The sequence below is a fragment of the Dietzia sp. NPDC055343 genome (assembly GCF_053645265.1).
Genome location: NZ_JBSHMJ010000008.1, coordinates 63,398 through 90,390 on the forward strand (window position 1 = coordinate 63,398; position 26,993 = coordinate 90,390).

General features: G+C 71.7%; 22 protein-coding genes and 1 tRNA gene. 20 read left to right on the forward strand and 3 right to left on the reverse strand.

Annotated features, from left to right (window positions below; genetic code table 11):
• Positions 1-4: 4 nt before the first annotated feature.
• A complete protein-coding gene (locus tag ACWIE7_RS06000; RefSeq protein WP_454068808.1) occupies positions 5-2,536 on the forward strand; it encodes a helix-turn-helix transcriptional regulator in 2,532 nt (843 codons plus the stop codon).
• 46 nt (positions 2,537-2,582) lie between these two features.
• Here the strand turns inward: ACWIE7_RS06000 and ACWIE7_RS06005 are convergent.
• Positions 2,583-2,655, reverse strand: a tRNA-Arg gene (locus ACWIE7_RS06005).
• A 200-nt stretch (positions 2,656-2,855) separates the two neighbouring features.
• On the opposite strand from ACWIE7_RS06005, the gene rplM reads away from it, so the two are divergent.
• From rplM to glmM, 3 genes are all read left to right on the forward strand, one after another.
• Entirely contained in the window at positions 2,856-3,299 is a 444-nt protein-coding gene (gene rplM, locus ACWIE7_RS06010) for a 50S ribosomal protein L13 (protein WP_454058558.1), read from the forward strand.
• Positions 3,296-3,829, forward strand: a complete 534-nt coding sequence (gene rpsI / locus ACWIE7_RS06015; protein ID WP_454058557.1) for a 30S ribosomal protein S9 — start codon at positions 3,296-3,298, stop codon at positions 3,827-3,829. Before rplM ends, rpsI begins: the two co-directional genes overlap by 4 nt.
• Before the next feature lie 221 nt (positions 3,830-4,050).
• Positions 4,051-5,421: a phosphoglucosamine mutase gene (glmM, locus tag ACWIE7_RS06020; protein ID WP_452099135.1), complete on the forward strand. Its 1,371-nt coding sequence runs from the start codon at positions 4,051-4,053 to the stop codon at positions 5,419-5,421.
• 182 nt (positions 5,422-5,603) lie between these two features.
• Here the strand turns inward: glmM and ACWIE7_RS06025 are convergent, their stop codons facing one another.
• Positions 5,604-6,476: an alpha/beta fold hydrolase gene (locus ACWIE7_RS06025; protein ID WP_452099136.1), complete on the reverse strand. Its 873-nt coding sequence runs from the start codon at positions 6,474-6,476 to the stop codon at positions 5,604-5,606.
• 74 nt (positions 6,477-6,550) lie between these two features.
• Between ACWIE7_RS06025 and glmS the strand changes: the two genes are divergently transcribed.
• The 12 genes from glmS to ACWIE7_RS06085 all read left to right on the forward strand — a co-directional run bounded on the left by glmS (position 6,551) and on the right by ACWIE7_RS06085 (position 19,949).
• Entirely contained in the window at positions 6,551-8,410 is a 1,860-nt protein-coding gene (glmS, locus tag ACWIE7_RS06030) for a glutamine--fructose-6-phosphate transaminase (isomerizing) (protein WP_452099137.1), read from the forward strand.
• A 49-nt stretch (positions 8,411-8,459) separates the two neighbouring features.
• Positions 8,460-10,073: a bifunctional ADP-dependent NAD(P)H-hydrate dehydratase/NAD(P)H-hydrate epimerase gene (locus tag ACWIE7_RS06035; RefSeq protein ID WP_454068809.1), complete on the forward strand. Its 1,614-nt coding sequence runs from the start codon at positions 8,460-8,462 to the stop codon at positions 10,071-10,073.
• Between the two features lie 259 nt (positions 10,074-10,332).
• Entirely contained in the window at positions 10,333-11,511 is a 1,179-nt protein-coding gene (gene alr / locus ACWIE7_RS06040) for an alanine racemase (protein WP_454068810.1), read from the forward strand.
• A complete protein-coding gene (locus ACWIE7_RS06045) occupies positions 11,508-12,860 on the forward strand; it encodes an alpha/beta fold hydrolase (protein WP_452099140.1) in 1,353 nt (450 codons plus the stop codon). Before alr ends, ACWIE7_RS06045 begins: the two co-directional genes overlap by 4 nt.
• Complete coding sequence (gene tsaE / locus ACWIE7_RS06050) at positions 12,857-13,366, forward strand: tRNA (adenosine(37)-N6)-threonylcarbamoyltransferase complex ATPase subunit type 1 TsaE (protein WP_452099141.1); 510 nt, start codon at positions 12,857-12,859, stop codon at positions 13,364-13,366. The genes ACWIE7_RS06045 and tsaE overlap by 4 nt, the downstream gene beginning before the upstream one ends.
• A 4-nt stretch (positions 13,367-13,370) precedes the next feature.
• Entirely contained in the window at positions 13,371-14,165 is a 795-nt protein-coding gene (gene tsaB, locus ACWIE7_RS06055) for a tRNA (adenosine(37)-N6)-threonylcarbamoyltransferase complex dimerization subunit type 1 TsaB (protein ID WP_454058550.1), read from the forward strand.
• 86 nt (positions 14,166-14,251) lie between these two features.
• On the forward strand, positions 14,252-14,770 hold the full coding sequence (gene rimI / locus ACWIE7_RS06060) for a ribosomal protein S18-alanine N-acetyltransferase (RefSeq protein ID WP_454068823.1): 519 nt from the start codon (positions 14,252-14,254) through the stop codon (positions 14,768-14,770).
• A gap of 8 nt (positions 14,771-14,778) precedes the next feature.
• Positions 14,779-15,804: a tRNA (adenosine(37)-N6)-threonylcarbamoyltransferase complex transferase subunit TsaD gene (gene tsaD / locus ACWIE7_RS06065; RefSeq protein WP_454068824.1), complete on the forward strand. Its 1,026-nt coding sequence runs from the start codon at positions 14,779-14,781 to the stop codon at positions 15,802-15,804.
• A gap of 196 nt (positions 15,805-16,000) precedes the next feature.
• Entirely contained in the window at positions 16,001-16,288 is a 288-nt protein-coding gene (gene groES / locus ACWIE7_RS06070) for a co-chaperone GroES (RefSeq protein ID WP_017837219.1), read from the forward strand.
• 122 nt (positions 16,289-16,410) lie between these two features.
• Positions 16,411-18,033: a chaperonin GroEL gene (gene groL / locus ACWIE7_RS06075; protein ID WP_295649210.1), complete on the forward strand. Its 1,623-nt coding sequence runs from the start codon at positions 16,411-16,413 to the stop codon at positions 18,031-18,033.
• A gap of 309 nt (positions 18,034-18,342) precedes the next feature.
• Complete coding sequence (locus ACWIE7_RS06080) at positions 18,343-18,924, forward strand: sigma-70 family RNA polymerase sigma factor (protein WP_344987803.1); 582 nt, start codon at positions 18,343-18,345, stop codon at positions 18,922-18,924.
• Positions 18,921-19,949, forward strand: a complete 1,029-nt coding sequence (locus tag ACWIE7_RS06085) for a hypothetical protein (RefSeq protein WP_454058549.1) — start codon at positions 18,921-18,923, stop codon at positions 19,947-19,949. Before ACWIE7_RS06080 ends, ACWIE7_RS06085 begins: the two co-directional genes overlap by 4 nt.
• Positions 19,950-20,096: 147 nt before the next feature.
• Here the strand turns inward: ACWIE7_RS06085 and ACWIE7_RS06090 are convergent, their stop codons facing one another.
• On the reverse strand, positions 20,097-20,522 hold the full coding sequence (locus ACWIE7_RS06090; protein ID WP_452099144.1) for a DUF5319 domain-containing protein: 426 nt from the start codon (positions 20,520-20,522) through the stop codon (positions 20,097-20,099).
• A gap of 135 nt (positions 20,523-20,657) precedes the next feature.
• Between ACWIE7_RS06090 and guaB the strand changes: the two genes are divergently transcribed.
• The 4 genes from guaB to guaA all read left to right on the forward strand — a co-directional run bounded on the left by guaB (position 20,658) and on the right by guaA (position 26,992).
• Positions 20,658-22,193 carry an IMP dehydrogenase gene (gene guaB / locus ACWIE7_RS06095; RefSeq protein WP_454068811.1) on the forward strand — a complete coding sequence of 512 codons (1,536 nt, stop codon included), beginning with the start codon at positions 20,658-20,660 and terminating at the stop codon, positions 22,191-22,193.
• Between the two features lie 7 nt (positions 22,194-22,200).
• Positions 22,201-23,340 (forward strand): GuaB3 family IMP dehydrogenase-related protein, encoded by a 1,140-nt coding sequence (locus ACWIE7_RS06100; RefSeq protein WP_452099146.1) that lies wholly within the window; start codon positions 22,201-22,203, stop codon positions 23,338-23,340.
• Positions 23,341-23,547: 207 nt separating this feature from the next.
• The gene (locus tag ACWIE7_RS06105; RefSeq protein WP_454068812.1) at positions 23,548-25,311 is read left to right on the forward strand and encodes an FAD-dependent oxidoreductase; all 1,764 of its coding nucleotides are present in this window, start codon (positions 23,548-23,550) and stop codon (positions 25,309-25,311) included.
• 76 nt (positions 25,312-25,387) lie between these two features.
• Positions 25,388-26,992: a glutamine-hydrolyzing GMP synthase gene (gene guaA, locus ACWIE7_RS06110; RefSeq protein ID WP_454058548.1), complete on the forward strand. Its 1,605-nt coding sequence runs from the start codon at positions 25,388-25,390 to the stop codon at positions 26,990-26,992.
• Position 26,993 lies beyond the last annotated feature (1 nt).

Sequence of the window (26,993 nt, forward strand, 5' to 3'; positions counted from 1 at the left end):
GACTGTGACCGCGTGGAAGAGGACCCGTGCGGTACTGCGGCAGGACACCGTGTCGCGGGCGGTCACCCTGGCCGTCGAAACACGCCGTGGCGTGCTGGTGGTGGGCCCGCCGGGCACCGGCGCCAGCGGATGTGCGGCCGACATCGCGGACGGCCTGCGCGCCGCCGGCGTCCCCGTGGTGCTGTGGGACGACCTCGACCGCCGTGCCCCGGCTTCGCCCGAGCTACCCGACCGCGCCGTGGTCGTGGGCTCCGCGCGGCTGGGCGCCGCGCTCCCGCCGGGCCTGGCCGACCAGGTGTCAGCCCGCACCACGCGCCTGCCCCTGCGCGCCCTCACGCGCGGAGAATCCGAGGCCGCGGTCTCCGCGGCCGTGGGACGATCCCTCTCGACGCGCCTGGTCGAGGCACTCTGGGCGGGATCACACGGCAACCTCACCGCCCTCCGCGTGACGTTCGACGACCTCGCCGCCCGCGGCCTCGTCCGCCGCGCGGGTGATCGCCTGGACCTGACGGTTGATCCCGCCGCAGCCGTCGCCGGCGTCGCCGCGGATCCACGCCTGTGGGTCGACGACGACAACCTCACCACCACGACCACCGCTGCACTCGCCCGGCAGATCAATCTCGCCGATCTCGAGGCGATTCACGGCGAGAGTGCGGTCAGCGACGCGGTGGCCCGCTCTCTGCTCGTCACCCGCACCGATGACGGCGTGGAGATGCTCACAGTGCGGCCGCCGATCCTGGCCGGTGCGCTGCGGGACGGGGCCGATGGTCTTCGTCGTCGTCAGGTCTACGACGCCGTTCTCCGCGGCGCGGCGATCGGCGGCCGGGGTGGCACCCGCAGCGAACACGGCGACGCCCGCGGTGACCACGGCAGCGCTCTCGGCGCGCTCCTGCGGCCGGGCCGTGCGCTGCCGGACCCGCGGATCATCCTGTGGGCGCTCGCGCAGGGGCGCGACGTCGACGCCGCGGCCACCCTCGCCGCCGCGCGCGCCGCGCTCGACGCGCACGACTATCGCACCGGCGTCGACCTCCGCCCCGCCGCCCGCCGCGCGGGCCTCGCCATGACCGCACTGCAGGAGGCCGAGCTCGCGCTGGTCGGCGCCTCGTGCCTGCGGCTGCTCGACCGGCTGCAGGAGACCGCTGCCGCGCTCGACGAGGCGCAGGTGTTACTCGAGGGGATCACCGGCACCGGCACCGGCCCCGACGCCAGCGAATACGTCCGCGTGCTGATCGGCACGGTCACCGCGCGTGCCGACCTGGCCCACTACCGCGACCGTCACCCCGACAACGCCCTGCCCATGATCCGCGACGCCCACCGCCTCCTCCCGCCCGGACATGAGGCCCACGCCGTGCTCGACACCCTCACCGTGGTGCACCTGACCTACTCGGGGCGGCACCGCGAGGCGGCCCGCGCCTACGCCGAGTTGACCTCCCCGCCGCCGGCCGACTGGGAGCGGCGTCTCGAGGCGGTCCACGCGCTGGCGCTCGACGCGCTCGGCAGGCCCGACGAGGCGCGGGCCGTCCTGCGTCGGCTCGCCCGCCGGGCCCGCACGATGGACCATCATGCGTGGGCGTCGGAGGAGTACTTGTCGGCGCTGTTGTCCGTGGTGCTGCACGGCTACGGGGTCACCGCGCTGCTGGCCGAGCTCGCGCCGTTCTACGAGGTGGAGCAGGACGCTTCAGTGCGCATCGACCACGGCATGCGCCGCGTGGCCGAGGCCGAGATCGCGCTCAGTGCCGGCGACCTGACCGGCGCCGTGGCCGCCGCTGCCGACGCCGTGGACACCATGGAGGTCGACGGCCCCGAGGACTTCCTGCCCCGCGCAGTCTCCCTGTACGCACTGGCCTGCGCGCAGTCCGGCCGGGGCGCCGACGCGCGGGCGGCGCTGCGCCGGGTGTACGCCGTGCCCTCGTACACCAACTCGCCCGTCGGGCCCGAGATCCGGGCGGCCGAGGCGGGGGTGCTCTACTGCGAGGGGCGGGCGGACGACGCGCGCGGAATCGTCCGCGAGCTCATCGCCGACGGGGTCCACGGCGCAGCGGTGCGGGCCGCGTGGATCGGCGTCCTGATGGGCGATCCCGAGACGTGCCGGATGGTGGGGGAGGTGGTCGTCGGCGGTGATGTGGCGCCGCTGATGCAGGACCTGGCGGCGATGACGCTGGCCGCGAACCCCCGGCGACTCCTCGACGTGGCCCAGCGGGCCCGCGGATTCGGGCTGCTCATGGTGGCCGCGGCGGCCGCCGAACGTGCCCGCACGCTCGCGACGCCGGGATCGCAGACGTGCACTCTGGCCGAGCGGATGTTGGCGACCACCGAGATCCGCAGTCCCCACGCCGGCCTCGTCGGGCTGGGCGGGCTGGCCGCGACGATTCCCGCTGGCGTCTCGCTGACGCGCCGCGAGTCCGAGATCGCCGACCTCGTGGGCGGGGGCCTGACCAACGCCGAGATCGCAGCGGAGCTGCATCTGTCCAAGCGCACGGTCGAAGGGCACCTCAACCGCATCTACGCCAAGACGGGGACGCGGCTGAGGGGGTGACCGGCTGGGGAGTTCTCGTGCGGCCGACCTGGTACGTCCAACAGAGTGCCCTCGAGAGGAATCGAACCTCCGACACCGGCTTTAGGAGAGCCGTGCTCTATCCACTGAGCTACGAGGGCGGGAACCGGGGAGAGTCTAGCGGATCCACGTGACGACTTGGAGGTGGAGGCCATCGGTCGGTAAAGTGAACCCTCGGCGTTCGTGTCGGTCCCGCTTGTCGGGTCGGTCGATCGCCTCGCGCGGGTCACCACCGGCCGCCGCGCGAGGGGGAGAGCGCCCGCCCGGCCGGCAGCCCACTAGACAGACAGAGGTATCGCCTGTGTCCACGTACACCCCCAAGCCCGGGGACGTGACGCGCGCCTGGTACGTCATCGACGCCACTGATGTGGTGCTCGGTCGACTTGCCGTCCAGGCCGCGAACATCCTCCGTGGCAAGCACAAGCCGCAGTTCGCCCCGAACGCCGACACCGGCGACTTCGTCGTCATCATCAACGCCGACAAGGTCGCGATCTCGTCGAACAAGCGCGAGCGCGTGAACCAGTACCGCCACTCGGGTTTCCCCGGTGGCCTGAAGTCGCGCACCCTCGGTGAGGCCATGGACTCGCGTCCGGACCGCGTCGTCGAGAAGGCCATCAAGGGCATGCTGCCGAGCAACAAGCTCGGCCGCTCCGTCGCCTCCAAGCTGAAGGTGTACGCCGGTGCCGAGCACCCGCACGCCGCCCAGCAGCCCGTGCCCTACGAGATCAAGCAGGTGGCCCAGTGACCGACGAGAACATCACCCCCGAGGCCGACGTGGCCGATGATCTGGTGGCCGACCTCGCCGCCGAGGTCGCCGAGGACTACTCCGAGGCCGACTACGCCGGTGGCACCGAGTTCGTCGCCGACGTCGAGACGCAGCTCGTCTCCAGCGGGCCCGCCCAGGCCGTCGGCCGCCGCAAGGAAGCCGTCGCCCGCGTGCGCCTGGTTCCCGGTTCCGGTCAGTTCACGCTCAACGGCCGCACCCTCGAGGAGTACTTCCCGAACAAGGTGCACCAGCAGCTCGTCAAGTCGCCGCTGGTTCTCGTCGAGCGCGAGGAGCAGTTCGACATCGTGGGCCTGCTCCACGGTGGCGGCCCGTCGGGTCAGGCCGGTGCTCTGCGCCTGGCCATCGCCCGCGCCCTCACCGAGTACTCGGGCGAGGACCGTCCGGCCCTGAAGAAGGCCGGCTTCCTCACCCGTGACGCCCGCGCCGTCGAGCGCAAGAAGGCCGGCCTCAAGAAGGCCCGTAAGGCCCCGCAGTACTCGAAGCGCTGATCTCCCCGAGATCACACACTCCAGAGCAGGTTTCCGCAGCTTCGCGGGGGCCTGCTCTGGGGCGTTTCAGGGAGGGGAGCCGAGCGCTCACCGCGCAGTGGTTATCCTGTCTGGACGTCTCGACCAGCCCGGTCGAAAGCCGGCGGCCGCACCTCTGCGGTCGCACACCAGTGGCCGCGTCTCAGCGGTAGGGCACCCACGACCCCGGAGGAATCCACCACATGACCCGACTGTTCGGCACCGACGGCGTCCGCGGACTCGCCAACCGGACGCTCACCGCCGACCTGGCCCTGCGTCTCGGCGCCGCGGCCGCAGCGGTCCTGGCGGCCGAAGCCGACCCCGCCCGCGCGGGTGGCGCCTCCACCGGATCCCCCCGCCCCCTCGCGGTGGTCGGCCGCGACCCGCGGGTCTCCGGCGAGATGCTCGAAGCCGCCCTCTCCGCCGGGCTGGCCAGTCAGGGAGTCGACGTCCTGCTCGTCGGCGAGCTGCCCACCCCGGCCGTCGCCCACCTGACAGCCCAGCACGGCGCGGCCCTCGGTGCGATGATCTCCGCCTCGCACAACGCCATGCCGGACAACGGCATCAAGTTCTTCGCCGCCGGCGGCCACAAGCTCGGCGACCACATCGAGGACGCCATCGAGTCCGCGCTCACCGACGAGCCCATCACCGGACCCACCGGGGACGCGATCGGCCGGATACGTCGTGCCCCGTCCGCAGACGCCCTGGACGGTTACGTGCGGCACCTCCTGACGTCGACGCCGGGCCGGTTGGACGGTCTCGTCGTCGTCGTGGACTGCGCCAACGGCGCCGCCAGCGAGGCCGCGCCCCGCGCCTACCGCGAGGCCGGTGCCAGGGTCATCGAGATCCACGCCGCGCCCGACGGCTACAACATCAACCACGAGTGCGGCTCCACCCACCTCGGCGCCGTGCAGGCCGCCGTGCGCGAGCATGACGCCGACCTGGGTCTGGCGCACGACGGCGACGCCGACCGCTGCCTGGCCGTCGACGCCGACGGGAACGTCGTGGACGGTGATCAGATCATGGCCATCCTCGCCCTCGCCATGCGCGACGCCGGCGAGCTCGCCGAGGACACGCTCGTCGCGACCGTGATGAGCAACCTGGGCCTCAAGGTGGCCATGCGCGCGGCCGGGATCGAGATCGCCGAGACCAAGGTCGGCGACCGGTACGTGCTCGAGCGGCTGCGCGACGGCGGCTACAGCCTCGGCGGCGAACAGTCCGGGCACCTTGTGCTCCCCGGGCACGCCACCACGGGCGACGGGCTGCTCACCGGGCTGCGGATCATGGCGCGCATGGCCGAGACCGGCAGCTCGCTCGCCGAGCTGGCCGGGGTGATGACCGTGCTACCGCAGATCCTCGTCAACGTCCCGGTCGACGACAAGGCCGCCGTCGCCGCATCCGGCTCGGTCGCCGAGGCCGTCGCCCAGGAGGAGGGCGCGCTCGGCGCGACCGGCCGCGTCCTGCTGCGGCCCTCGGGTACCGAGCAGCTCGTGCGCGTTATGGTCGAGGCGCAGGACCCCGACCTGGCGCGCGAGGTGGCCGAGCGGCTCGCCGGGGTCGTCGCGGCGGTCTGACCGGGCCAGGGCTCCACCTCGGCTGCTCACCGCCTCCACACGGCCCGGCGATCCTGGCCGGCCCGAGCCGGTCGGTTGCAAGACCTCCCATTCCGATTGCACGACGATCTGTGCGAAGTTCTAGCCAGAAATCGCACCTGAGGTCAGGCATCCGGCGACGCGTGTCTTGCAACCGCCGTGGGTCAGCCGCCGGTGAACCCCTTGACCAGCTTGAGGAGCGGGGGAGTCGAGGGAACCAGATCGTCGGCCTCCTCGGCCAACATCTCCTCGGTGACCAAGACGGAGTTCTTGAACTTAGCCTCCGGATCGGCGAACGCCGCGTAGTCGTCGTCGCCCCCGAGGGTGGCCAACAGGTAACCCGCCAGGAGCGGGCGGACAGTACGGTGCGTCCGGCGGTCCGGATCGGCGAGGCCGACGCCCTGGAGCCATGAGTTGCGCTCCACCAGACCTGTCTCGATGGCCTTCTCCAGGCGGCGGTGCACCAGCTCGCCGCGCCAGGCCTCGTGCAGTGCGCGGGCGTCCTCGCCGTGCACCCCACCCGCCGCGGACAGCAGCAGCGCGGGGGAGTCGATCAGCATCGCGCGCTCGGCGGCGGAGGGCACCGTCTCGGTGGGGAAGACCATGGCCACCGCATCGATGTCCGTGCGCTGGGAGGCGAGCAGTGCGGCGATCCCGCCACCGAGGCCGTGCCCAGCCAGCGCGATGCGACGCGGATCGGCGCGGACCTTCCCGCGCCCGAGCCGGGCCTGAAGGACGTCCTCGATCGCGTTCGACACGTGATCGGCGAAGTGCTGGTGGTTCGGCCGGCCGCCGTGATCGGTGGCCGGCGCCACCACCACGAAACCCCAGGACGCGAGGTGCTTGAGAGTGTCGGTGTAGTACCGCGGCCCCTTGGTCCAGTCGTGGGCCCAGCCCACCACCGGGGCGGGCGACGGGGCGCCTCGCGGCACGAAGACCGCGCCCGGGGTGCCGGTGAAGCCGAGATCGCCGGTATCCACCCCGTAGGGGCCGCGCCGACCCACCTTTGCGTGCAGTTCCTTGGTCTTGATGGCCACGGAGGTAACAGTATCCCCTCTCGGAGGGTTGAGGGTGTCAGGGCGGGCGACCGGGCTGGCTACACTTGGCGACCATGTGCGGAATCGTCGGTTATGTGGGCCAGCAGGCTGCTCTTCCTGTCGTCGTCGAGGCCCTGCGGAGGATGGAATACCGCGGCTATGACTCGGCGGGAGTCGCCATCCTCGACGGCGCCGGCGGGGTGCGGGTCGAGAAGAGGGCGGGCAAGCTCGCCAACCTCGAGGAGGCGCTCGACGCTGACGGCGGCGAGGCCGGATTCGTCGGCACCACCGGTATCGGCCACACGCGCTGGGCGACCCACGGGCGCCCCAACGACCGGAACGCGCACCCGCACGTGTCCGGCGACGTGGCGATCGTCCACAACGGGATCATCGAGAACTTCGCGCCGCTGCGCGCCGAGCTCGAGGCCGCCGGCGTCGAGCTGGTCTCGGACACCGACTCCGAGGTGGCCGCGCACCTGCTGACGCGCGCGATGGAGTCAGGCGTGACCGCCGGCGACTTCGTGGCCTCGTGCCGTGCGGTGCTGGCCCGCCTGGAGGGCGCGTTCACCCTCGTTTTCAGCCACGCGAAGCACCCCGACGTGCTGGTGGCCGCCCGCCGCTCCACCCCGCTCGTGCTGGGCGTCGGCCAGGGCGAGATGTTCCTCGGCTCGGACGTGGCCGCGTTCATCGAGCACACCCGCGACGCGGTCGAGCTGGGCCAGGACAACGTCGTGGTGATGCGCGCCGACGGCTACGAGGTCACGAACTTCGACGGCGAGCCCACCGAGGGGCGCCCGTTCCGCATCGACTGGGACCTCGAGGCCGCCGAGAAGGGCGGATACGACTACTTCATGCTCAAGGAGATCGCCGAGCAGCCGCAGGCCGTCGCCGACACTCTCCTGGGCAAGTTCCAGGACGGCCGGATCGTGCTGGACGAGCAGCGCATCTCCGACCAGGAGCTACGCGACATCGACAAGGTGTTCATCATCGCCTGCGGCAGCGCCTACCACTCGGGGCTGGTCGCCAAGTACGCGATCGAGCACTGGACCCGGCTCCCATGCGAGGTCGAGATCGCCTCGGAGTTCCGCTACCGCGACCCGGTTCTGGACCGCTCCACGCTCGTCGTGGCGATCTCGCAGTCCGGTGAGACGGCCGACACCCTGGAGGCCGTGCGCCACGCCAAGTCGCAGAAGGCGCGCGTGCTGGCGGTGTGCAACACCAACGGTTCGCAGATCCCGCGCGAGGCCGACGCCGTGCTGTACACCCACGCCGGCCCGGAGATCGGTGTGGCCTCCACCAAGGCCTACCTCGCCCAGATCACCGCCAACTACCTGGTCGGCCTGGCGCTGGCGCAGGCGCGCGGCACCAAGTTCCCCGACGAGGTGGCCGCCGAGTTCCGCCAGCTCGAGCGCATGCCCGAGTCCATCCAGCAGGTCGTGGACTCCCTCGAGCCGGTGCGTGAGATCGCCCGCGAGCTCGCCGACTCCAAGTCGGTGCTGTTCCTGGGCCGCCACGTCGGCTATCCGACGGCACTGGAGGGCGCGCTCAAGCTCAAGGAGCTCGCGTACATGCACGCCGAGGGCTTCCCGGCCGGCGAGCTCAAGCACGGCCCGATCGCCCTGATCGAGGACGATCTGCCGGTCTTCGTGGTGATGCCGCCGGTCGAGGGCCGCGGGGTGCTGCACTCCAAGCTCGTCAGCAACATCCAGGAGATCAAGGCGCGTGGGGCGCGCACCATCGTCATTGCCGAGGAGGGCGACGAGCTGGTCAAGCCGCTGTCGGACTACTTCATCCCCATCCCGCCGTCGACCACGTTGCTGCAGCCGCTGCTGGCCACCATCCCGTACCAGGCGTTCGCCGCCGAGGTCGCGGCCGCGCGGGGGTACGACGTGGACAAGCCGCGCAACCTGGCTAAGTCCGTCACGGTGGAATAGGAGCCGTGGGCGTGGCGGTCACCGTGGACTGACGGGAGGGACGACGACGATGCGACGTGCGCACCCGGTCGAGGTCATTCGGGCCGCGGAAGCACCACTCCTCGCGGCCGCCGAGGCCTCCGGCGACCCGGACGTCGTCATGCGCCGGGCCGCCGCTGGCGTCGCCCACCACACCGCGGCCCTGCTGGGCGAGCGCACGGGCGGCGTCTACGGCCGCACGGTAGAGCTGCTCGTGGGCGCCGGCGACAACGGGGGTGACGCCCTCTACGCCGGCGCCATGTTGCGGGCCCGCGGCTGCCGCGTCGACGCGGTTCTGCTCGACCCCGACCGCGCCCACCCCCGGGGATTGGCCGCGCTACGCCGTGCGGGCGGGCGGATCCACCGCGCGGAGGATTTGGGTTCACGCGTTCCGGTCCCGGACGTGGCTATCGACGGCGTGGTCGGACTGGGTGGGCGCGGCCCGTTGCGTGCGCCTGCCGATCGGATCGTGACCGGCCTGGCCGAGGCCGGCGTCCCGTGGGTGGCCGTCGATCTGCCCAGCGGCGTGGATGCCGACACCGGCACCGCCCACGTCGCCCACGTGCCCGCCACCCTCACCGTCACCTTCGGTCTGCTGCGCCGCGCGCATCTATTGGCCTCGCCGGTGTGCGGCCGAGTCGAGGTGGTGGACATCGGACTGTCCGACCCGCCGGCCGGCCCCGAGACCGTCTACGCCCCGGACCCCGCGGACGTGGGCCGCAGGTGGCCGGTGCCCGGACCCGCCGACGACAAGTACACCCAGGGCGTGGTGGCCATCCGCGCCGGCTCGGAGCGCTTCCCGGGCGCGGCGGTCCTCTGCACGAGCGCCGCCGTGGCCGCGACCTCCGGCATGGTCCGCTACGTCGGCTCCGGCGCCGATCCGGTGCTCGCCGCGCGGCCCGAGGTCGTGTGCCATCCCTCGGTCGCGGAGGCCGGAAAGGCGCAGGCATGGGTGGTAGGCCCGGGCGCCGGCACCGGTGCGGAGGCGATCGCCGACATCGACGCGGTCCTGGCCCGCGGCCGCCCCACGCTGCTGGACGCCGATGCCCTGACCTGCGTCGCCTCCCATCCGGTGCTCCTTCGCAGCGCCACCGCGCCCGTGCTGCTCACCCCGCACGGCGGCGAGTTCGACCGACTCACCGGTGGCTGGGACCGCGCCGATCGCCCCGGCGCGCTGCGCCGGTACGTCGCCGGACTGCGCGAGCGCGGGATCGAGGCGACGGTGCTGCTCAAGGGTCGCGTCACACTGATCGACGACGGCGAGACCACCTACTCCGTCGACGCAGGGTCGTCGTGGGCCGCCACTGCGGGCTCCGGGGACATCCTGTCGGGGATCACGGGAGCTCTCATGGCGCACGCCGCGGCCGTGCATGAGGCGGCTGCCCCGGAGACGACGCTGGATCTGGCCCGCGCCGCTGCCGCCGCGGCGACGCTGCACGGCGAGGCCGCCCGCCTGGCCGCGCACCGCTTCGCCCCGGGCCGGCTCGGCCTGCACCACCTCGGCGAGAGGCCCGGTGCGGACGTCGATGCAGCCCGCGGTGGCGGTGGGCGGCCGTGTGCCGAGGGGCCCGGCGCACCGATCGGCGCCTCGGATCTGCTGGCCGCCGTGCCCGCAGCCGTTGCCGCCCTGCGCTCTTCGCGGTAGCCCCGAGGTCGTCTGCGCGGTCAGGGCCACGCTCGCCTATCCGATGTCGCGCCACCTACCGGATCACGTAGGCGGCGCGACATCCGATAGGTGAATCGGGGGCAGCCGACCGGTCCAGCGGGCTCGGCCGACACGGGGGCGGCCCCGCGTGGCGGCCCCGCTCTGCACGGCACCCCCGACGCGGCACCACGGCCAGCGTTGCCGACGTCGCGGGGCGCGGAAATCGCCCCCCGTCGGCCCGTTTGGCAGAATTGACGAAATGGCTCCGATTGTCCCCCCGGCTCCGTGCCGTGCCGAGATCGATCTGGACGCGGTCGAGCACAACGCCCGCGTCCTGGTCCGGCATGCAGGCGGCTCCCGGGTCATGGCTGTGGTCAAGGCTGACGCCTATGGCCACGGCGCCGTTCCCGTCTCCCTCGCCGCCCTGCGCGGGGGCGCGACCGCGCTGGGCGTCACCACGATCGGCGAGGCGCTGGAACTCCGCTCGGCCGGCATCGATGCCGAGATCCTGGCCTGGCTGTACCTGCCGTCCGACGACGCGCGTGCGGCCGTCGAGGCCGACGTCGACCTGGCGATCCCCAGCCCCGCGCACCTGGACACGGTGCTGGAGGCGGCGCGCCGCTCGGGCCGCAGGGCGCGCGTGACCCCCAAGATCGACACCGGCCTGGCCCGCTCCGGCATCTCTCTGGAGGAGTGGCCAGCGGTTCTCGAGCGGCTGGTCGCGGCCACCGCCGGCGGTCTGGTGGAGGTCACGGGCCTGATGGCGCATTTCGCGCACGCCGATGACCCCGGCAACCCGGTCATCGACCTGCAGGTCGCGCGCCTGCACGAGTGCGTGGCTCAAGCCCGGGCCCGCGGCCTGGAGTGCCCGGTCAACCACCACGCCAACTCGGCGGCCACGTTGACCCGGCCCGAGGACGGCTTCGAGATGGTCCGCCCCGGGATCGCCCTGTACGGGCTCGACCCGGTCGGCGACCTGGGTGCGGATCTGATCCCGGCCATGACCTTCTCGGCCGACATCCTCATGGTCAAGCGGCTGGCGAAGGGGCAGGGCGTGAGTTACGGCCACACCTGGTACGCGCCGCACGACACGACGGTGGCGCTCATCGCGGCCGGGTACGCGGACGGTGTCTGGCGGATGCTGTCGGGACGCCTGGACGTGGGCATCGCCGGCCGCCGCTACCCGAACGTGGGGCGGGTCTGTATGGACCAGTTCGTCGTCGACCTCGGACCCGACCCCGACCGCACCATCCGCGCGGGCGACACCGCCGTTCTGTTCGGTACCGGCGCGGGCGGGGGGCCCACCGCCGCCGAGTGGGCCGACGAATTGGGCACCATCCACTACGAGGTCGTCACCGCCGTGCGGGGGCGCGCGAGCAGGGACCACGTGCTCCGGGGGCGCCACGCCACCGGGGACCGACAGGGGGACGCACGATGACGGGGTTCGAGGGGGCCGACGGCGATGCCGCCGGAAAAGCTGCCGATGAGGCCGCCCGCCAGGGCGGGATAGAGAACGACGACGACAACGCCCACACCGAGGGCGCGCCCAAGCGCGGTCGGCCGCGGCTGCGGTTCCCGCGGCGCCCGTCGCGGTCGTCGACGCGGACCCCGGTCGAGGTCCGGCCACCGGAGGTTCTCGGCGGCGACCCGGACGAGGTCGAGGCGGTCGCGAAGAAGATCCGCACCCCCGGCGGGCTTGCGGCGGGGGTGAGCGCGCTCGGCGCCGCGACCCTCGGCTCGGTCGGCACGCTCATGCCGGGCAGGAGGGCGAGCGACCCGTGGGCCGGTGAGGACATGGATGAGCTCGGCGTCGACCGCGGTTCGATGGTCGCCGCCACCGACGGCGTGCCGCTGGCGGTCCGTGAGGCCGGGCCCACCGACGCGCCCATGACCGTCGTGTTCGTGCACGGCTATACGCTCACCATGGACACCTGGCATTTCCAGCGCCGACACCTGGCGGACCGGTTCGGCTCCGAGATCCGCATGGTGTTCTACGACCAGCGTGGCCACGGGCTCAGCGGCAAGAGCTCGATCGAGAACTCGACCATCGACCAGCTGGCCCGCGACCTGAGCACCGTCATCTCGGCGACCGCGCCGACCGGGCCGGTCGTGGTGATAGGACACTCGATGGGCGGCATGACCGCCATGGGCTACGCGGCGCGGCACCCCGAGGCCGTGCGCGACCGCGTGATGGGTGTGGGGTTGGTGGCCACCGCCATGGCGGAGCTGTCGGAGTCGGGGTTGGGCTCCGTACTGGACAGCAAAGCAATGGCCCGGGTAGCCGCGCTGATCAATCGCTCGCCGGGCGTGTTCACCAGCGGCCGCAAGGCGCTCGGCGCGATCATCTCGCCGTTCATCTACGGCGGCTCGTTCGGCGATCCCGCCTCGATGAGCCCCACGGTGGCACGGTTCGTCGACAAGACCATCAACTCCACCGACGTGCTGACCATCGCGAACTTCTTCGAGACGCTCACGCAGCACGACGAGTCCGAGGCGATGCCCATCCTGCGGAACGTGCGCACCACCGTGCTCTGCGGCGACCGCGACCTGCTCACCCCGCTCGACCGATCCGTCGACATCGTCGAGGAGCTGCCCGACGCCGAGTTCGTGGTGGTCCCGGGGGCCGGCCACATGGTGATGCTCGAGGAGCCCGCGCACGTGTCCGAGGTGCTGGGCGATCTCGTGGCCGACGCGATCGTCGAGTCGCGCGAGCGTGAACGACTCGCGGACGCGGGCGGAAGCAGCCGCGCCGCCGGCGCCGCCGGCCGGAGCGCGAAGGCCTCGTGACACTCCAGGTGCCCGGCCGACGCGAGCTGACCACCGTCGACGACACCCGCGCGCTGGGCGAGGAGATCGCCGGCCTGCTCTCGGCCGGTGACGTGGTGGTCCTCGACGGACCGCTCGGCGCCGGCAAGACCGCGCTGACCACCGGCATCGCCGCCGGACTCGGGGTGCGCGGGCGGGTCACCTCGCCGACCTTCGTGATCGCCCGTCGGCACGCCCCGGCCACCCCCGGCGGCCCCGGACTCGTGCACGTCGACGCCTACCGGCTGCTCGGCCAGGACCCCGACGGCGAGCAGCCCACCCGCCGCGACCTCGCCGACGAACTCGAATCCCTCGACCTGGACACCGCGCTCGAGCGCGACGTGGTGGTGGTCGAGTGGGGCGCCGGGTTCGTCGAGTCGCTCGTCGAGGCCCCGCTGATCGTCACCCTGCACCGCGGGGGCGAGGGCGACGTCCGCTCCGCCGCCTGGCACCGCGTCGGTGGATCCGCGGCCCCGGCGGTACCCTGACCTCGTGCTGGTCCTCGCCCTCGACACCTCCACCCCCGCCGTCACCGCGGGGGTGTGCCGCCTCGAACCCGCTGACCAGGGTCACGCCGAAGGCAGGTCCGAACCCGCAGGCGAGACCGAGCGCGCAGGCGAGACCGAACCCGCAGCCGAGGCCGGCCCGCAGGTCACGACCCTGGCCGCGCGGGTCACGGAGGACGCCCGGGCCCACGCCGAGCTGCTCACCCCGCACATCCTCGAGTGCCTGGACGTCGCCGGGCTGACGGCCGCCGAGCTGGACGCCGTGGTGGTGGGGGTCGGGCCCGGCCCGTTCACCGGACTACGCGTGGGCATGGCCACCGCCGCGGCGTTTGCCGATGCGATCGGAAAACCCGTCCACGGGGTCTGTTCGCTCGACGGGCTCGCGGCCCGGGCGCGCGCCGCCGGGGTGGAGGGGGACCTCGTCGTCGTCACCGATGCCCGGCGCCGCGAGGCGTACCACGCCCGCTACGACGGTGAGGGCGTGCGGACCTCGGGGCCGATCGTGGGCCCCGCCGCCGAGATCGCGTTGGACGGCGCGCGTGCGGTCGGGGACCAGGCGCGGTTGGCCGAGATCCCGGACGGCGGATCCTTGACGGACGTAAAGGCCGCGGTGGCCGCTCTGACCTCCCCGGACCCGGCCGGGCTCGTCTCGGTGGCGGCCGCGGGCCTGCTCGCCGACGACACGCCCGACCCGCTCGAGCCTCTCTACCTGCGGCGACCCGACGCCGTCCCGCCCAAGCGCGTCGAGCCGTCATCCGCACTACGCGGGGTGCAGCGATGAGCGCGGGGGACACCGGCGCCGGTGGGCCGCGATACGGCTCCACCCCGACCGGCGTGCAGTACGGGCGGCTCGTCGCGGACGACGCGATGCGCTGCGCCGAGCTCGAGACGATCCTGTTCGCCGGGGACGGGCCGTGGTCGGCGGTCGCGTTCGTGTCCGAGATCTCCTCGCGGCACAACACGTGCTTCGCGGCGAGGCTGAACGGCGAATTGGTGGGCTACGCGGTGCTCGCGGGGCTCGGGCCGGTCGGCGACCGCGACTTCGAGGTGCACACCATCGGCGTGGACCCGCAGCGGCAGGGCATCGGCATCGGGCGGACGCTGCTGCGCCAGATGCTGGACGTGGCCGACCGCGAGGGCGCGCCCGTCGTACTGGACGTGCGGACCGACAATGTGCCCGCGCGGACGCTGTACGAGGCGCACGGATTCGAGATCGTGGGGGTCCGGCCGCGGTACTACCGGCCGAGCATGGCCGATGCGTATCTGATGACGCGGCCGGCCCGGCCTGCTGCCGCCGCGGGCCCGGGCGCAGGTGCCGGGACGAACCCGGGTGCTGGGCCGGCGCCGGGTGCGCGCGAGAACAGGGGAGAGGTGGGCGGCTCGTGAAGACCGTCATGGGGATCGAGAGCTCCTGCGACGAGACCGGCGTGGCCGTGGCGCGGATCCACGACGACGGGCGGGCCGAGCTGCTGTCGGACATGGTCGCGTCGTCGATGTCCGAGCACGCGCGGTTCGGTGGGGTGGTGCCCGAGATCGCCTCGCGTGCGCACCTGGAGTCGCTCGTGCCGACCGTGCGCGCGGCGCTGGCCGAGGCCGGGATATCCCGGCCCGACGCCGTGGCCACGACGATCGGGCCGGGGCTGTCGGGCGCACTGCTCGTCGGCTCATCCGGGGCCAAGGCCTACGCCGCCGCGTGGGGAGTGCCGTTCTACGCCGTCAACCACCTGGTCGGGCACGTGGCCGTGGCCGGCTTCGACGGCGACCCGCTGCCCGAGTGCGTGGCGCTGCTCGTCTCCGGCGGCCACACGCAGCTGCTGCACGTTCGATCCCTGACCGAGCCGGTGGTGGAGCTGGGCTCGACCGTCGACGACGCGGCGGGGGAGGCCTACGACAAGGTCGCCAGACTGCTCGGGCTCGGATACCCGGGCGGGCCGGTCATCGACCGGCTCGCGGCCACCGGCGATCCGGCCACGATCGCGTTCCCGCGCGGGATGACCGGGCCGCGTGACGCCCGGCACGATTTCTCCTTCTCCGGCCTCAAGACCTCCGTCGCCCGGCGGATCGAGGCGGCCGAACGCGACGGCGTCCAGCTCGAGGTGGCGGACGTGGCGGCGTCGTTCCAGGAGGCCGTGGCCGATGTGCTGACGATGAAGGCCGTGCGGGCCTGCACCGACCTCGGGGTCGACACGCTGCTCATCGGCGGCGGCGTGGCGGCCAACTCGAGGCTGCGGGAACTGGCGGGCCAGCGCTGCGCCGACGCGGGCATCACCCTGCGCGTGCCGCGGCCCCGGCTGTGCACCGACAACGGTGCGATGGTCGTGGGCGTGGCGTCCGCGCTGCTGGCCGGCGGAGTGGCGCCCAGCCCGTTGACCGTGGCGGCCGACCCGGGGCTGCCGGTCGAGACGACGCAGGTGGTCTGACGACGACGTCGTCCGGGGGCGTGGGTGCGTGTTCGCCATTCGCGAACGCGTCCCGATCGGGCACACGGGACACTTGAGTGCTGGCACTCGCGCATATAGAGTGCCAATAGGCATGGAACCGGCGGCGTCACCCGCGACGACGCTTCTCCGGACCCCGCCGCACATTCATCAGCCATCTACACACGGAGGATCCATCGTGGCGATCAAGCCGCTTGAGGACAAGATTCTCGTCGAGGCCACCGCTGCCGAGACCACCACGGCGTCCGGCCTCGTCATTCCGGACACCGCCAAGGAGAAGCCCCAGGAGGGCACCGTCGTCGCGGTCGGTAAGGGCCGCTTCGACGAGGACGGCGACCGCATCCCCATGGACATCAAGGAGGGGGACAAGGTCATCTACTCGAAGTACGGCGGCACCGAGATCAAGTACGAGGGCAAGGAATACCTGATCCTCTCCTCGCGTGACGTTCTCGCAGTCATCGACTGACGTGAGCTGCTGAACCCCGCCCCGACGGCGCCGGCCAGAAGGCCGGTCCCGCCGGGGCGGTGGTGTCTCACGCCTGCCGAACCGTCTGATCAGACCCCTTCTTCCTCCCAGGAGTTCCATCCATGTCCAAGTTGATCGCATTCGACGAGGAGGCCCGCAAGGGCATGCTCGCCGGTGTCGACGAGCTCGCCGACACCGTCAAGGTCACGCTCGGCCCCAAGGGCCGGCACGTCGTCCTGTCCAAGGCCTTCGGCGGCCCGACCGTCACCAACGACGGCGTCTCCATCGCCCGCGAGATCGAGCTCTCCGATCCGTTCGCGAACCTCGGCGCCCAGCTGGTCAAGAGCGTCGCCACCAAGACCAACGACGTCGCCGGCGACGGCACGACCACCGCCACCGTCCTGGCACAGGCACTCATCCGTGAGGGGCTGCGCAACGTGGTGGCCGGCTCCAACCCCATGGCCATGGGCAAGGGCATCGAGAAGGCCGCTGCCGCCGCCGTGGAGTACCTGCGCTCGGCCGCGACCCCCGTCTCCGGTTCCGAGGCCGTCGCGCAGGTCGCCACCGTGTCCTCGCGTGACCCTGAGATCGGCCGCATGGTCGCCGAGGCCATGGACGCCGTCGGCGTCAACGGCGTCGTCTCCGTGGAGGAGTCGCAGGGCCTGCACACCGAGGTCTCCGTGACCGAGGGCATCGCCTTCGACAAGGGCTACCTGTCGCCGTACTTCGTCACCGACCCGGACGAGCAGAAGGCCATCTACGAGGATGTGCTGATCCTGCTGCACCGCGAGAAGATCAGCTCGCTGCCGGACCTGCTGCCGCTGCTGGAGAAGGTCGCCGAGACCGGCAAGCCGCTGCTCATCGTCGCCGAGGACGTCGACGGCGAGGCGCTGTCGACGCTGGTGGTCAACTCGATCCGTAAGACCATCAAGGTCGTCGCGATCAAGGCGCCGTACTTCGGTGACCGCCGCAAGGCGTTCCAGGAGGACCTGGCGATCGTCACGGGCGGCCAGGTCATCAGCCCAGACCTGGGCATGAAGCTCGCGGAGAGCGGCCTCGAGGTGCTCGGCGGTGCCCGTCGCGTGACCGTCTCCAAGGACGAGACGATCATCGTCGACGGCGCCGGCGAGCAGGCCGACGTCGACGCCCGCGTCGCCCAGCTCCGTCGCGAGGCCGAGGCCACCGACTCGGACTGGGATCGCGAGAAGCTCGAGGAGCGGATCGCCAAGCTCGCCGGCGGCGTCGCGGTTCTCCGCGTCGGTGCCGCAACCGAGACCGAGCTGACCGAGCGCAAGCTCCGCGTCGAGGACGCCGTCAACTCCGCCAAGGCGGCCGTTGAGGAGGGCGTCATCGCCGGTGGCGGATCGGTGCTCGTGCAGGCCGCGGCCGCTCTCGAGCGGCTCGCCGCCGACACCACCGACTCCGATGAGGCAGTCGGCGTGAACGTCGTGCGTAAGGCGCTGGTGGCGCCGCTGTTCTGGATCGCCGCCAACGCCGGCGAGGACGGCGCCGTGGTGGTGAGCAAGGTCACCGAGCTCGGTGCCCGCGACGGGTACAACGCCGCGACCGGCGAGTACGGCGACCTGATCGACCAGGGCGTCATCGACCCGGTCAAGGTCACCTCCTCGGCCGTCGTCAACGCCTGCTCGGTGGCGCGCATGGTGCTGACGACCGAGACCGCGATAGTCGAGAAGCCGGCCGAGCCGGCCGCCGACGCGCACGGCCACCACGGTCACGCGCACTGAGCCAGACGCTCGCGTCAGTCGGCTCACCCGACATGGCCTAGTGAGGATCCCGGGCCCCGCCCCCCGTGTGTCGGGGAGTGGGGCCCGGTGCCGTTCCGGGGCTGTTGTGTGGTCGTCTGACACCCCCAGCAGTTACGCTTGGCGCTCAGCAGTACTCCTACGACACAGGGGTCACGTGCCTCACGCCAGGCACCCACCACGTCGATCGCTCCAGCGTTCGACGAGTCCCCGCCGCGACCTGCGTCGCGTCTACGAGAGAAAGGCCGTGCCCCGCAACACACCCGTGTAACGCGAGGCCCCCCGAATTCGATGACAGGTACAGCAGACGAGTTGGAACTCTCCGTCGCCGCAGCGGTCAAGGGAGACCGGACCGCGGCTGCACGGGTTCTTGAACTCGTTCAGCCCGGTGTGGTGCGGTACTGCCGTTCCCGCGTCGGCGGCTCGGAAAGAGCCAACCTGTCTGCTGACGATGTCGCCCAGGAGGTGCTGATCGCGGTTCTCTCGGCTCTGCCGGGATACCGGGACCAGGGACGCCCCTTCATGGCCTTCGTGTACGGGATCGCGTCCCACAAGGTCGCGGACGCCCACAGGGGCAACGCACGGAACAAGTCCGATCCCGTGGAGTACCTCCCCGAGGTGCTCTCCGATGACACGGGGCCGGAGGAGTACCTCCTCGACGGCGAGGTCTCCAAAGCGGTCAGGTCGCTTCTGGAAACCCTGCCGGAGAAGCAACGGGAGATCGTCCGGCTACGAGTCGTAGTGGGACTGTCTGCGGAAGAGACCGCGGAGATCGTCGACAGTACGGCCGGAGCCGTGCGCGTCGCCCAGCACCGGGCGATGAAGCAGCTTCGCGCAACGATCGAGAAGGATGGAGAGGAGCGATGGCGATGAACGACGACGATGTCGTCCGGGGCACCCGTGACGATGCCGCCTCGCTCGACGCGCATGACGTCGACCCCGCCCGGGTCGACCATGACGACGAGCTCCTCGATCTTCTCGGCAGTGGCGAACGACCCGGCGGTGATGACCCCCTTCTCGCGCTGCTCGCCGACTGGCGCGCCGAGACCGGGGCAGCAGAACTGCCCGCGCTCCCGAGCACCGAAGAGATCGAGGTGGCACTGGCCCCGAACGTGACGCAGTTGCGGCCGCGTCGGGGATGGACGCGCAACGGTGATCACCACCACGGCAAGCGCCCCGCCCTCTGGCAGGCAGCGACCGGCGCGGCCGCTGTCGCCGCCCTGATCGTCGGCGGACTGTCCGTGGCCGCGCACAGCGCGATGCCCGGCGACCCACTGTGGGGCGTGTCCAAGACGATTTTCTCGGACCGCGCCGGCGAAGTGGAGCTGGTCAACGACCTGAGCGAGTACCTGGCCAAGGCCGACGACGCCGCCCGTGGTGGCGACCACGGGGAGGCCGAGCGTCTCCTCGACGAGGTGAGCCAGCGGCTCGATGAGGTCTCGGATGCGTCCGAGCGTGTCGAGTTGATGAAGCGTCGGGACGCGATCCGGCGTGACCTGAGCAGGGTCACCCCGAGCGCCGTGCCGTCGCCCGCGCCGGCCCCCGAGTCCGCGCCACCGGCGGGCCCGGCCACGCTGGTGCCCGGTGCGCCGGTGCCGCTGCCGACGCACCTGATCCCCACGGCGCCCCCGGGTGCTCCGGTGATCCCGCTCCCGCTCGACGGTCTGCGGATCTCCACGACGCTGCAGATCCCGATCGACACCCAGCGGCTGCAGGACTTCCTGGCACCCACCACGGGCCAGCAGGACCAGCTGGATGAGCGGACGATGATGCACCAGCAGCCGTCGCAGTCGCGCACCACCATCACCCAGGTGCCCACGACCACGCAGCAGCAGCCGAAGTCGACCAACAATCAGCAGCCGGCGCCCACTAGCCCGCCCACCTCGGGCGGCAACTGAGCGACCCACGGGTGCCGACGCCCTGAACGTCGGGACCCTCCGGTCACGCTGACCGGGCGCAGACGGGCACAGAGAAACGGACCGGCCCCAGCTCCTCCTCATGAGGGCTGGGGCCGGTTCGGCGTATCGGGCGCCGGTCCGAGCGGATCAGCGGCGCCAGTTCAACTTGCGCGGGGGCCGCAGCGCGCGAGCCGCATCCGCGTAGCCGCGGCAGTACTCCCACGTCACATAATCGTCCGGGACGGGATCGAAGGCCGGCTCGTGCGGCAGGAGAGAACCGTCCTGGAGGAGCTGCATGAGGTTCGCGCGCAGCATGTCCCACTCGTGGTAGTGCTCCTCGGCGCAGTCCTCGCACTGCACGGCCACGCCCTTGACCCCGATCGGGGCGAGCAGGCGGCGGAACTCCACGAGATCCGCCAGGTCCTCCTCGATGGCCAGTCGCTCATCCGGATCGAGAGGGCCGGCCGGGATCTCGTCGTCAACCGGGTCGAACTCGGCCAGCTCCGCGGCCGGATCATCCGGGTCGCCGGCGAACGGGTCGGGCGGCATGCCATGCCGAAGGGGATCGTCCACGACTCCACCGTACCCGTGCTCACCGGCCTGTGGGGACCACGGACCACGCGCATACGGGGTCGACGGTTCGAGCCTGGGGCCCGGAAGCCACTATCCTCGGAACGACTACCGAGACGACCCCCAGGAGGACGGCAGATGAGCGAGTCGCATGGCCCCGTGCGCACCGGCGGCGACGACCCGACCAAGGTCGCGATGGTCGGCCTGACCTTCGACGATGTGCTGCTGCTCCCGGCCGCTTCCGAGGTGGTCCCGAGCGAGGTCGACACGAGCACCCAGTTGACGCGCGAGATCACTCTGCGGGTGCCGCTCGTCTCGTCTGCCATGGACACGGTCACCGAGGCGCGGATGGCCATCGCGATGGCCCGACAGGGCGGCATCGGCGTGCTCCACCGCAACCTCTCGGTCGCGGACCAGGCAGCCCAGGTCGACACCGTCAAGCGGTCCGAGGCGGGTATGGTCACTGACCCGGTCACCTGCAAGCCCTCCGCCACGCTGGCGGAGGTCGACCAGTTGTGTGCCCGTTACCGCATCTCCGGCCTGCCGGTGACCGACGAGCGCGGGGAGCTGGTGGGCATCATCACCAACCGCGACATGCGTTTCGAGGTGGACAAGTCGCGCCGGGTGGACGAGGTCATGACGCGAGCGCCTCTCGTCGTCGCCCGTGAGGGGGTCACTGCTGAGGCCGCACTGGGCCTGCTGCGCCGCCACAAGATCGAGAAGCTCCCGATCGTGGACGGCGACGGCCGTCTCACCGGCCTGATCACCGTCAAGGACTTCGTCAAGACCGAGAAGCACCCTGACGCCACCAAGGACGCCGACGGCCGCCTGCGTGTGGCCGCCGCGATCGGCACCGGCGAGGACGCCTGGCAGCGCGCCGGCGCCCTCGCGGAGGCCGGCGTCGACGCCCTCGTCGTGGACACCGCGCACGCCCACAACCGCAACGCGCTCGACATGGTCGCCCGCGTCAAGCGTGAGTTCGGCGACCGTGTCCAGGTCATCGGCGGCAATCTCGCCACCCGCGGCGCCGCGCAGGCCATGATCGACGCCGGCGCGGACGCCATCAAGGTGGGCATCGGCCCCGGCTCGATCTGCACGACCCGCGTCGTGGCCGGCGTGGGGGCCCCGCAGATCACCGCCCTGCTCGAGGCGTCGGTGGCGGCCAAGGCGGCGGGCATCCCCGTGATCGCCGACGGCGGCATGCAGTACTCGGGCGACGTGGCCAAGGCGATCGCCGCTGGGGCGTCGGCCTGCATGTTCGGCTCGCTCCTGGCCGGTTGTACCGAGTCGCCAGGAGAGCTGATCTTCGTCGACGGCAAGCAGTTCAAGGTCTACCGGGGCATGGGCTCGCTCGGCGCGATGCGCGGACGCGGGAAGCCGGGCGCCGAGCAGTCCTTCTCCAAGGACCGCTACTTCCAGGACGATGTGCTGTCCGAGGAGAAGCTGGTGCCGGAGGGCATCGAGGGACGGGTGCCGTTCCGCGGCGATGTGGGGCAGGTCCTCCACCAGCTCACCGGCGGCCTGCGCGCGGGCATGGGCTACACCGGCTCCGCCACGATCCCCGAGATGAACCGTGCACAGTTCGTCCAGATCACGGCCGCGGGGCTCAAGGAGAGCCACCCGCACGCGATCCAGATGACCGTCGAGGCACCCAACTACAACGTCAAGGACTGAGACCACCGTGCGAGATGTCGTTGAGATCGGCCTGGGCCGCGAGGCCCGCCGCATGTACGGGCTGGGCGAGGTCGACCTCGTCCCGTCGCGACGCACCCGCAGCTCCAAGGAGGTGTCGACCTCCTGGCAGATCGACGCCTATCAGATGGACATCCCCGTGATGACCCACCCGACGGACGCGGTCGTCTCGCCGTCGTCGGCGGTGGCCTTCTCCAACCTGGGTGGGCTGGCCGTGCTCAACGGCGAGGGCCTGTGGGGCCGCCACGCCGACCCCGAGGCGGCCATCGCCGAGCTGCGCGACATCGCGCTGGAGGACAGGACCGGCCACCGCGCCGTCGCGCGCCTGCAGGAGCTGCACCGGGCGCCCATCGACCGGGAGCTGCTCGCCGGCGCCGTCCAGAAGATCCGCGACGAGGGGGCGACGGTCGCCGTGCGCGTCTCGCCGCAGCACGCGCGTGAGCTCACGCCGGGCCTCATCGCGGCCGGTATCGACATGCTGGTCGTGCAGGGCACGATCATCTCCGCCGAGCACGTCAGCGGCGAGGACGAGCCGCTCAACCTCAAGGATTTCATCGGCGGGCTGGACGTGCCGGTGATCGCCGGCGGCGTGGTGGACTACAAGACCGCGCTACACCTCATGCGCACCGGTGCGGCCGGGGTGATCGTGGGCTACGGCGGTGTCGAGGGTGTCACCACCACCGGACCCGTGCTCGGCATGGAGGTTCACATGGCCTCCGCGATCGCCGACGCCGCCGCCGCCCGCCGCGACTACCTCGACGAGACCGGCGGGCGCTACGTCCACGTGATCGCCGACGGCGACATCTACACCTCCGGTGACATCGCCCGCGCCGTCGCGTGCGGTGCCGACGCCGTGGCGCTGGGCCCGCTGCTCGCCGGAGCCTTGGAGTCCCCGGGCCGGGGCGTGTACTGGGACGCCGTCTCCGCGCACCCCAACGTGCCCCGCGGCCACGTGGCCGAGACGGATGACGAGAACCACCTCGCGCCGCTCACCGAGGTGCTGGAGGGACCCACGAACGTGCCCGACGGCACCCGCAACCTCATGGGCGGTCTGCGTCGAGCCATGGCCAAGTGTGGTTACACCGACGTCAAGGGCTTTCAGAAGGCGGACCTGTCGGTCCGCACCTGACACCCCGGTCGACTTCGCGCACCCCGCAGCCGCCACGGCTGCGGGGTGCGGTCGTTCGCGCGGCGTAGGGGAGGGCCGAGCCGAAAATGGTCGTGTGTCCAGTTGTTCGCAGGGCGCCTGACAAAACGCGACCTACTGTCGGGTAGGTTCAGGTGACCGGGTAGTAATGTGACCCACACCATTGATCTCGATCCGGAGAGTTTCGCCATGACGTCGTCCCCACAGCAGCCAACCGATCCCGCGGCCACCTCGCCCACCGACACGGACGTGATCGTCGTCGGCTCCGGCTTCGGTGGCAGCGTCACCGCGCTGCGGCTGACGGAGAAGGGTTACCGGGTCACGGTCGTGGAGGCCGGCCGACGGTTTGCCGACTCCGACTTCGCCAAGACCTCCTGGCGGCTCAACAAGTTCGTGTGGGCCCCCAAGCTCGGCCTGTTCGGGGTGCAGCGCCTGCATATGCTGCGCGACGTCCTGGTTATGGCCGGGGCCGGCGTGGGCGGCGGCTCGCTCAACTACGCCAACACCCTGTACAAACCGTCGGAGCCGTTCTTCACTGATCCCCAGTGGGCGCACATCACCGACTGGGACGAGGAACTGTCCCCGTTCTACGACCAGGGCCGCCGCATGCTTGGCGTCGTCACCAACCCCAGCCACACGCACTCCGACACGGTCGTCAAGGAGGTCGCGCGCGATATGGGGGCCGAGGACACGTTTGTCTACACCCCGGTCGGCGTCTTTTTCGGCGAGAAGACCGGCGGCCAGGGCAAGCCGGGCGAGACCGTCCCCGACCCGTTCTTCGGCGGCGTGGGCCCGGACCGCACGGCCTGCATCGAGTGCGGCGAGTGCATGACCGGTTGCCGGCACGGCGCCAAGAACACGCTCGTCAAGAACTACCTCGGCCTGGCAGAGCGCGCCGGCGCCCGCATCCTGGACCGCACCACGGTCAGCGGGCTGCGCGAGCGCGGCGACGGCACGTGGGAGGTGACCGTCGAGCGCACGGGCGCCTGGACCAGGCGAGGTAAGCGACCCGGCACCATGACCGCGGCCCACGTGGTGGTCGCCGCGGGAACCTGGGGCACCCAGCACCTGCTGCACTACGCCAAGGACGACGGCTCGCTGCCGCGGCTGTCGGGCGCGCTCGGCGGGCTCACCCGCACCAACTCCGAGTCGATACTCGGGGCGATGGGTGACGAGTACATCCCGGAGCGGGACTTCTCCGAGGGCGTGGCCATCACCTCCTCGTTCCATCCGCGCCCCGACACCCACATCGAGCCCGTCCGCTACGGCAAGGGCTCCAACGCCATCGCGATGCTGCAGACCCTGCTCACCGACGGCAAGGACGGCGTCCCGCGCTGGCTGTCGCTCCTGCTCGAGATCGTGCGCAACCCCCTGCGGGCCGCCAAGATGTTCAACTACCGCCGGTGGAGCCAGCGCACGGTGATCGTGCTGGTCATGCAGAACCTGGACAACTCGCTGCAGACCTTCGTCAAGCGCTTCGGGCCGTTCCGGTACGTCTCCAGTAGGCAGGGGCACGGCGAGCCCAACCCGACCTGGATCCCCCAGGGCAACGAGGCCACCCGGCGGATCGCGGACAAGATCGACGGCACGCCCGGCGGCACTGTCGGCGACATCTTCAACATGCCGATGACCGCGCACTTCCTCGGCGGCTGCGCCATCTCGGACTCGCCCGAGAGCGGCGTGGTGGACCCGTACCACCGTGTGTGGAACTACCCGACCATGCACATCGTCGACGGCTCCGCGATCTCGGCGAACCTCGGCGTCAACCCGGCGCTGAGCATTACCGCGCAGGCCGAGCGCGCCATGTCGCTGTGGCCCAACAAGGGCGAGGCCGACGCGCGGCCGGCGCAGGGCGAGGCCTACCAGAGGATCGCGCCGGTGGCGCCGAGGTCGCCGGTCGTGCCCAAGGCGGCGCCGGGCGCGCTGCGGCTGCCGATCGTCGGGGTGAGCTGAGCTCCGAGCGTGACGTGGGGGCGGGCGGGGACGGCCTGAGTACGACGACGACGACGTGGCGCATAGACTCGAGCGCGTGGCCGAGAACGCAACGACCGATTCCCAGCTCACCGCAGAGGCGGCGGCACCGCGACCGGTGCTCGTTGTCGACTTCGGCGCCCAGTACGCGCAGCTCATCGCGCGGCGCGTGCGTGAGGCCCGCGTCTACTCCGAGGTGATCCCGCACACCGCGACGGTGGAGGAGATCCGGGCCAAGAACCCGGTCGCCCTGATCCTGTCCGGTGGGCCGTCCAGCGTGTACGCCGAGGACGCGCCGTCGCTCGACCCGGCCGTGTTCGAGCTGGGCCTGCCGGTGTTCGGCATCTGCTACGGCTTCCAGGCGATGGCCCGGGCGCTCGGCGGCGAGGTGGCGCAGACCGGGAACCGCGAGTACGGCCGCACCGACATGACGGTGGACGGGGGCGTGCTGCACGCGGGGATGCCCGGGCACCACCCGGTGTGGATGAGCCACGGCGATGCCGTGACCGCCGCGCCCGAGGGCTTCGCCGTGACCGCTTCCTCGCCGGGCGCACCGGTCGCCGCCTTCGAGTGCCCCGAGCGCCGGATGGCCGGGGTGCAGTACCACCCCGAGGTGCTGCACTCGCCGCACGGCCAGCAGGTGCTGAGCCGCTTCCTCACCGAGGTCGCCGGACTCGAGCCCTCGTGGACCGCGGCCAACATCGCCGAGCAGCTCATCGAGGCCGTGCGCGAGCAGGTCGGCGACGGCCGCGCGATCTGCGGTCTGTCCGGCGGCGTGGACTCGGCCGTCGCAGCCGCGCTCGTGCAGCGCGCGATCGGCGATCGCCTCACCTGTGTGTTCGTCGACCACGGACTGCTGCGTGCGGGGGAGCGGGAGCAGGTCGAGACCGACTTCGCCGCCGCCATCGGCGCCCCGCTCATCACGCTGGACGATGCGGACGTGTTCCTCGGCCACCTGGCCGGGGTCACCGATCCCGAGACCAAGCGCAAGATCATCGGCCGCGAGTTCATCCGGTCCTTCGAGCGCGCCGTCGCCCGGGCGCTGGAGCTCCAGGGGGACGACGCCGAGTCCGTCGACTTTCTCGTCCAGGGCACCCTCTACCCGGACGTCGTGGAGTCCGGCGGCGGCTCCGGAACGGCCACCATCAAGAGCCATCACAACGTGGGCGGCCTGCCCGACGACGTGGAGTTCACCCTCGTCGAGCCGCTGCGACTGCTGTTCAAGGACGAGGTCCGGGCCGTGGGCCGGGAGCTCGGCCTGCCCGAGGCGATCGTCGGCCGCCACCCGTTCCCCGGCCCGGGGCTGGGGATCCGCATCGTCGGCGCGGTGGACAAGCAACGACTCGACACGCTGCGCGCTGCCGACGCGATCGCGCGCGAGGAGATGACCGCCGCCGGTCTGGACTCCACCGTGTGGCAGTGCCCGGTCGTGCTCCTGGCAGACGTGCGCTCGGTGGGCGTGCAGGGCGACGGCCGCACCTACGGGCACCCGATCGTGCTGCGGCCGGTGAGCTCCGAGGACGCGATGACCGCCGACTGGACCCGGGTGCCGTACGAGACGCTGGCCCTGATCTCGAACCGCATCACCAACGAGGTCCCGGACGTCAACCGCGTCGTGCTGGACATCACGAGCAAGCCGCCGGGGACCATCGAGTGGGAGTGAC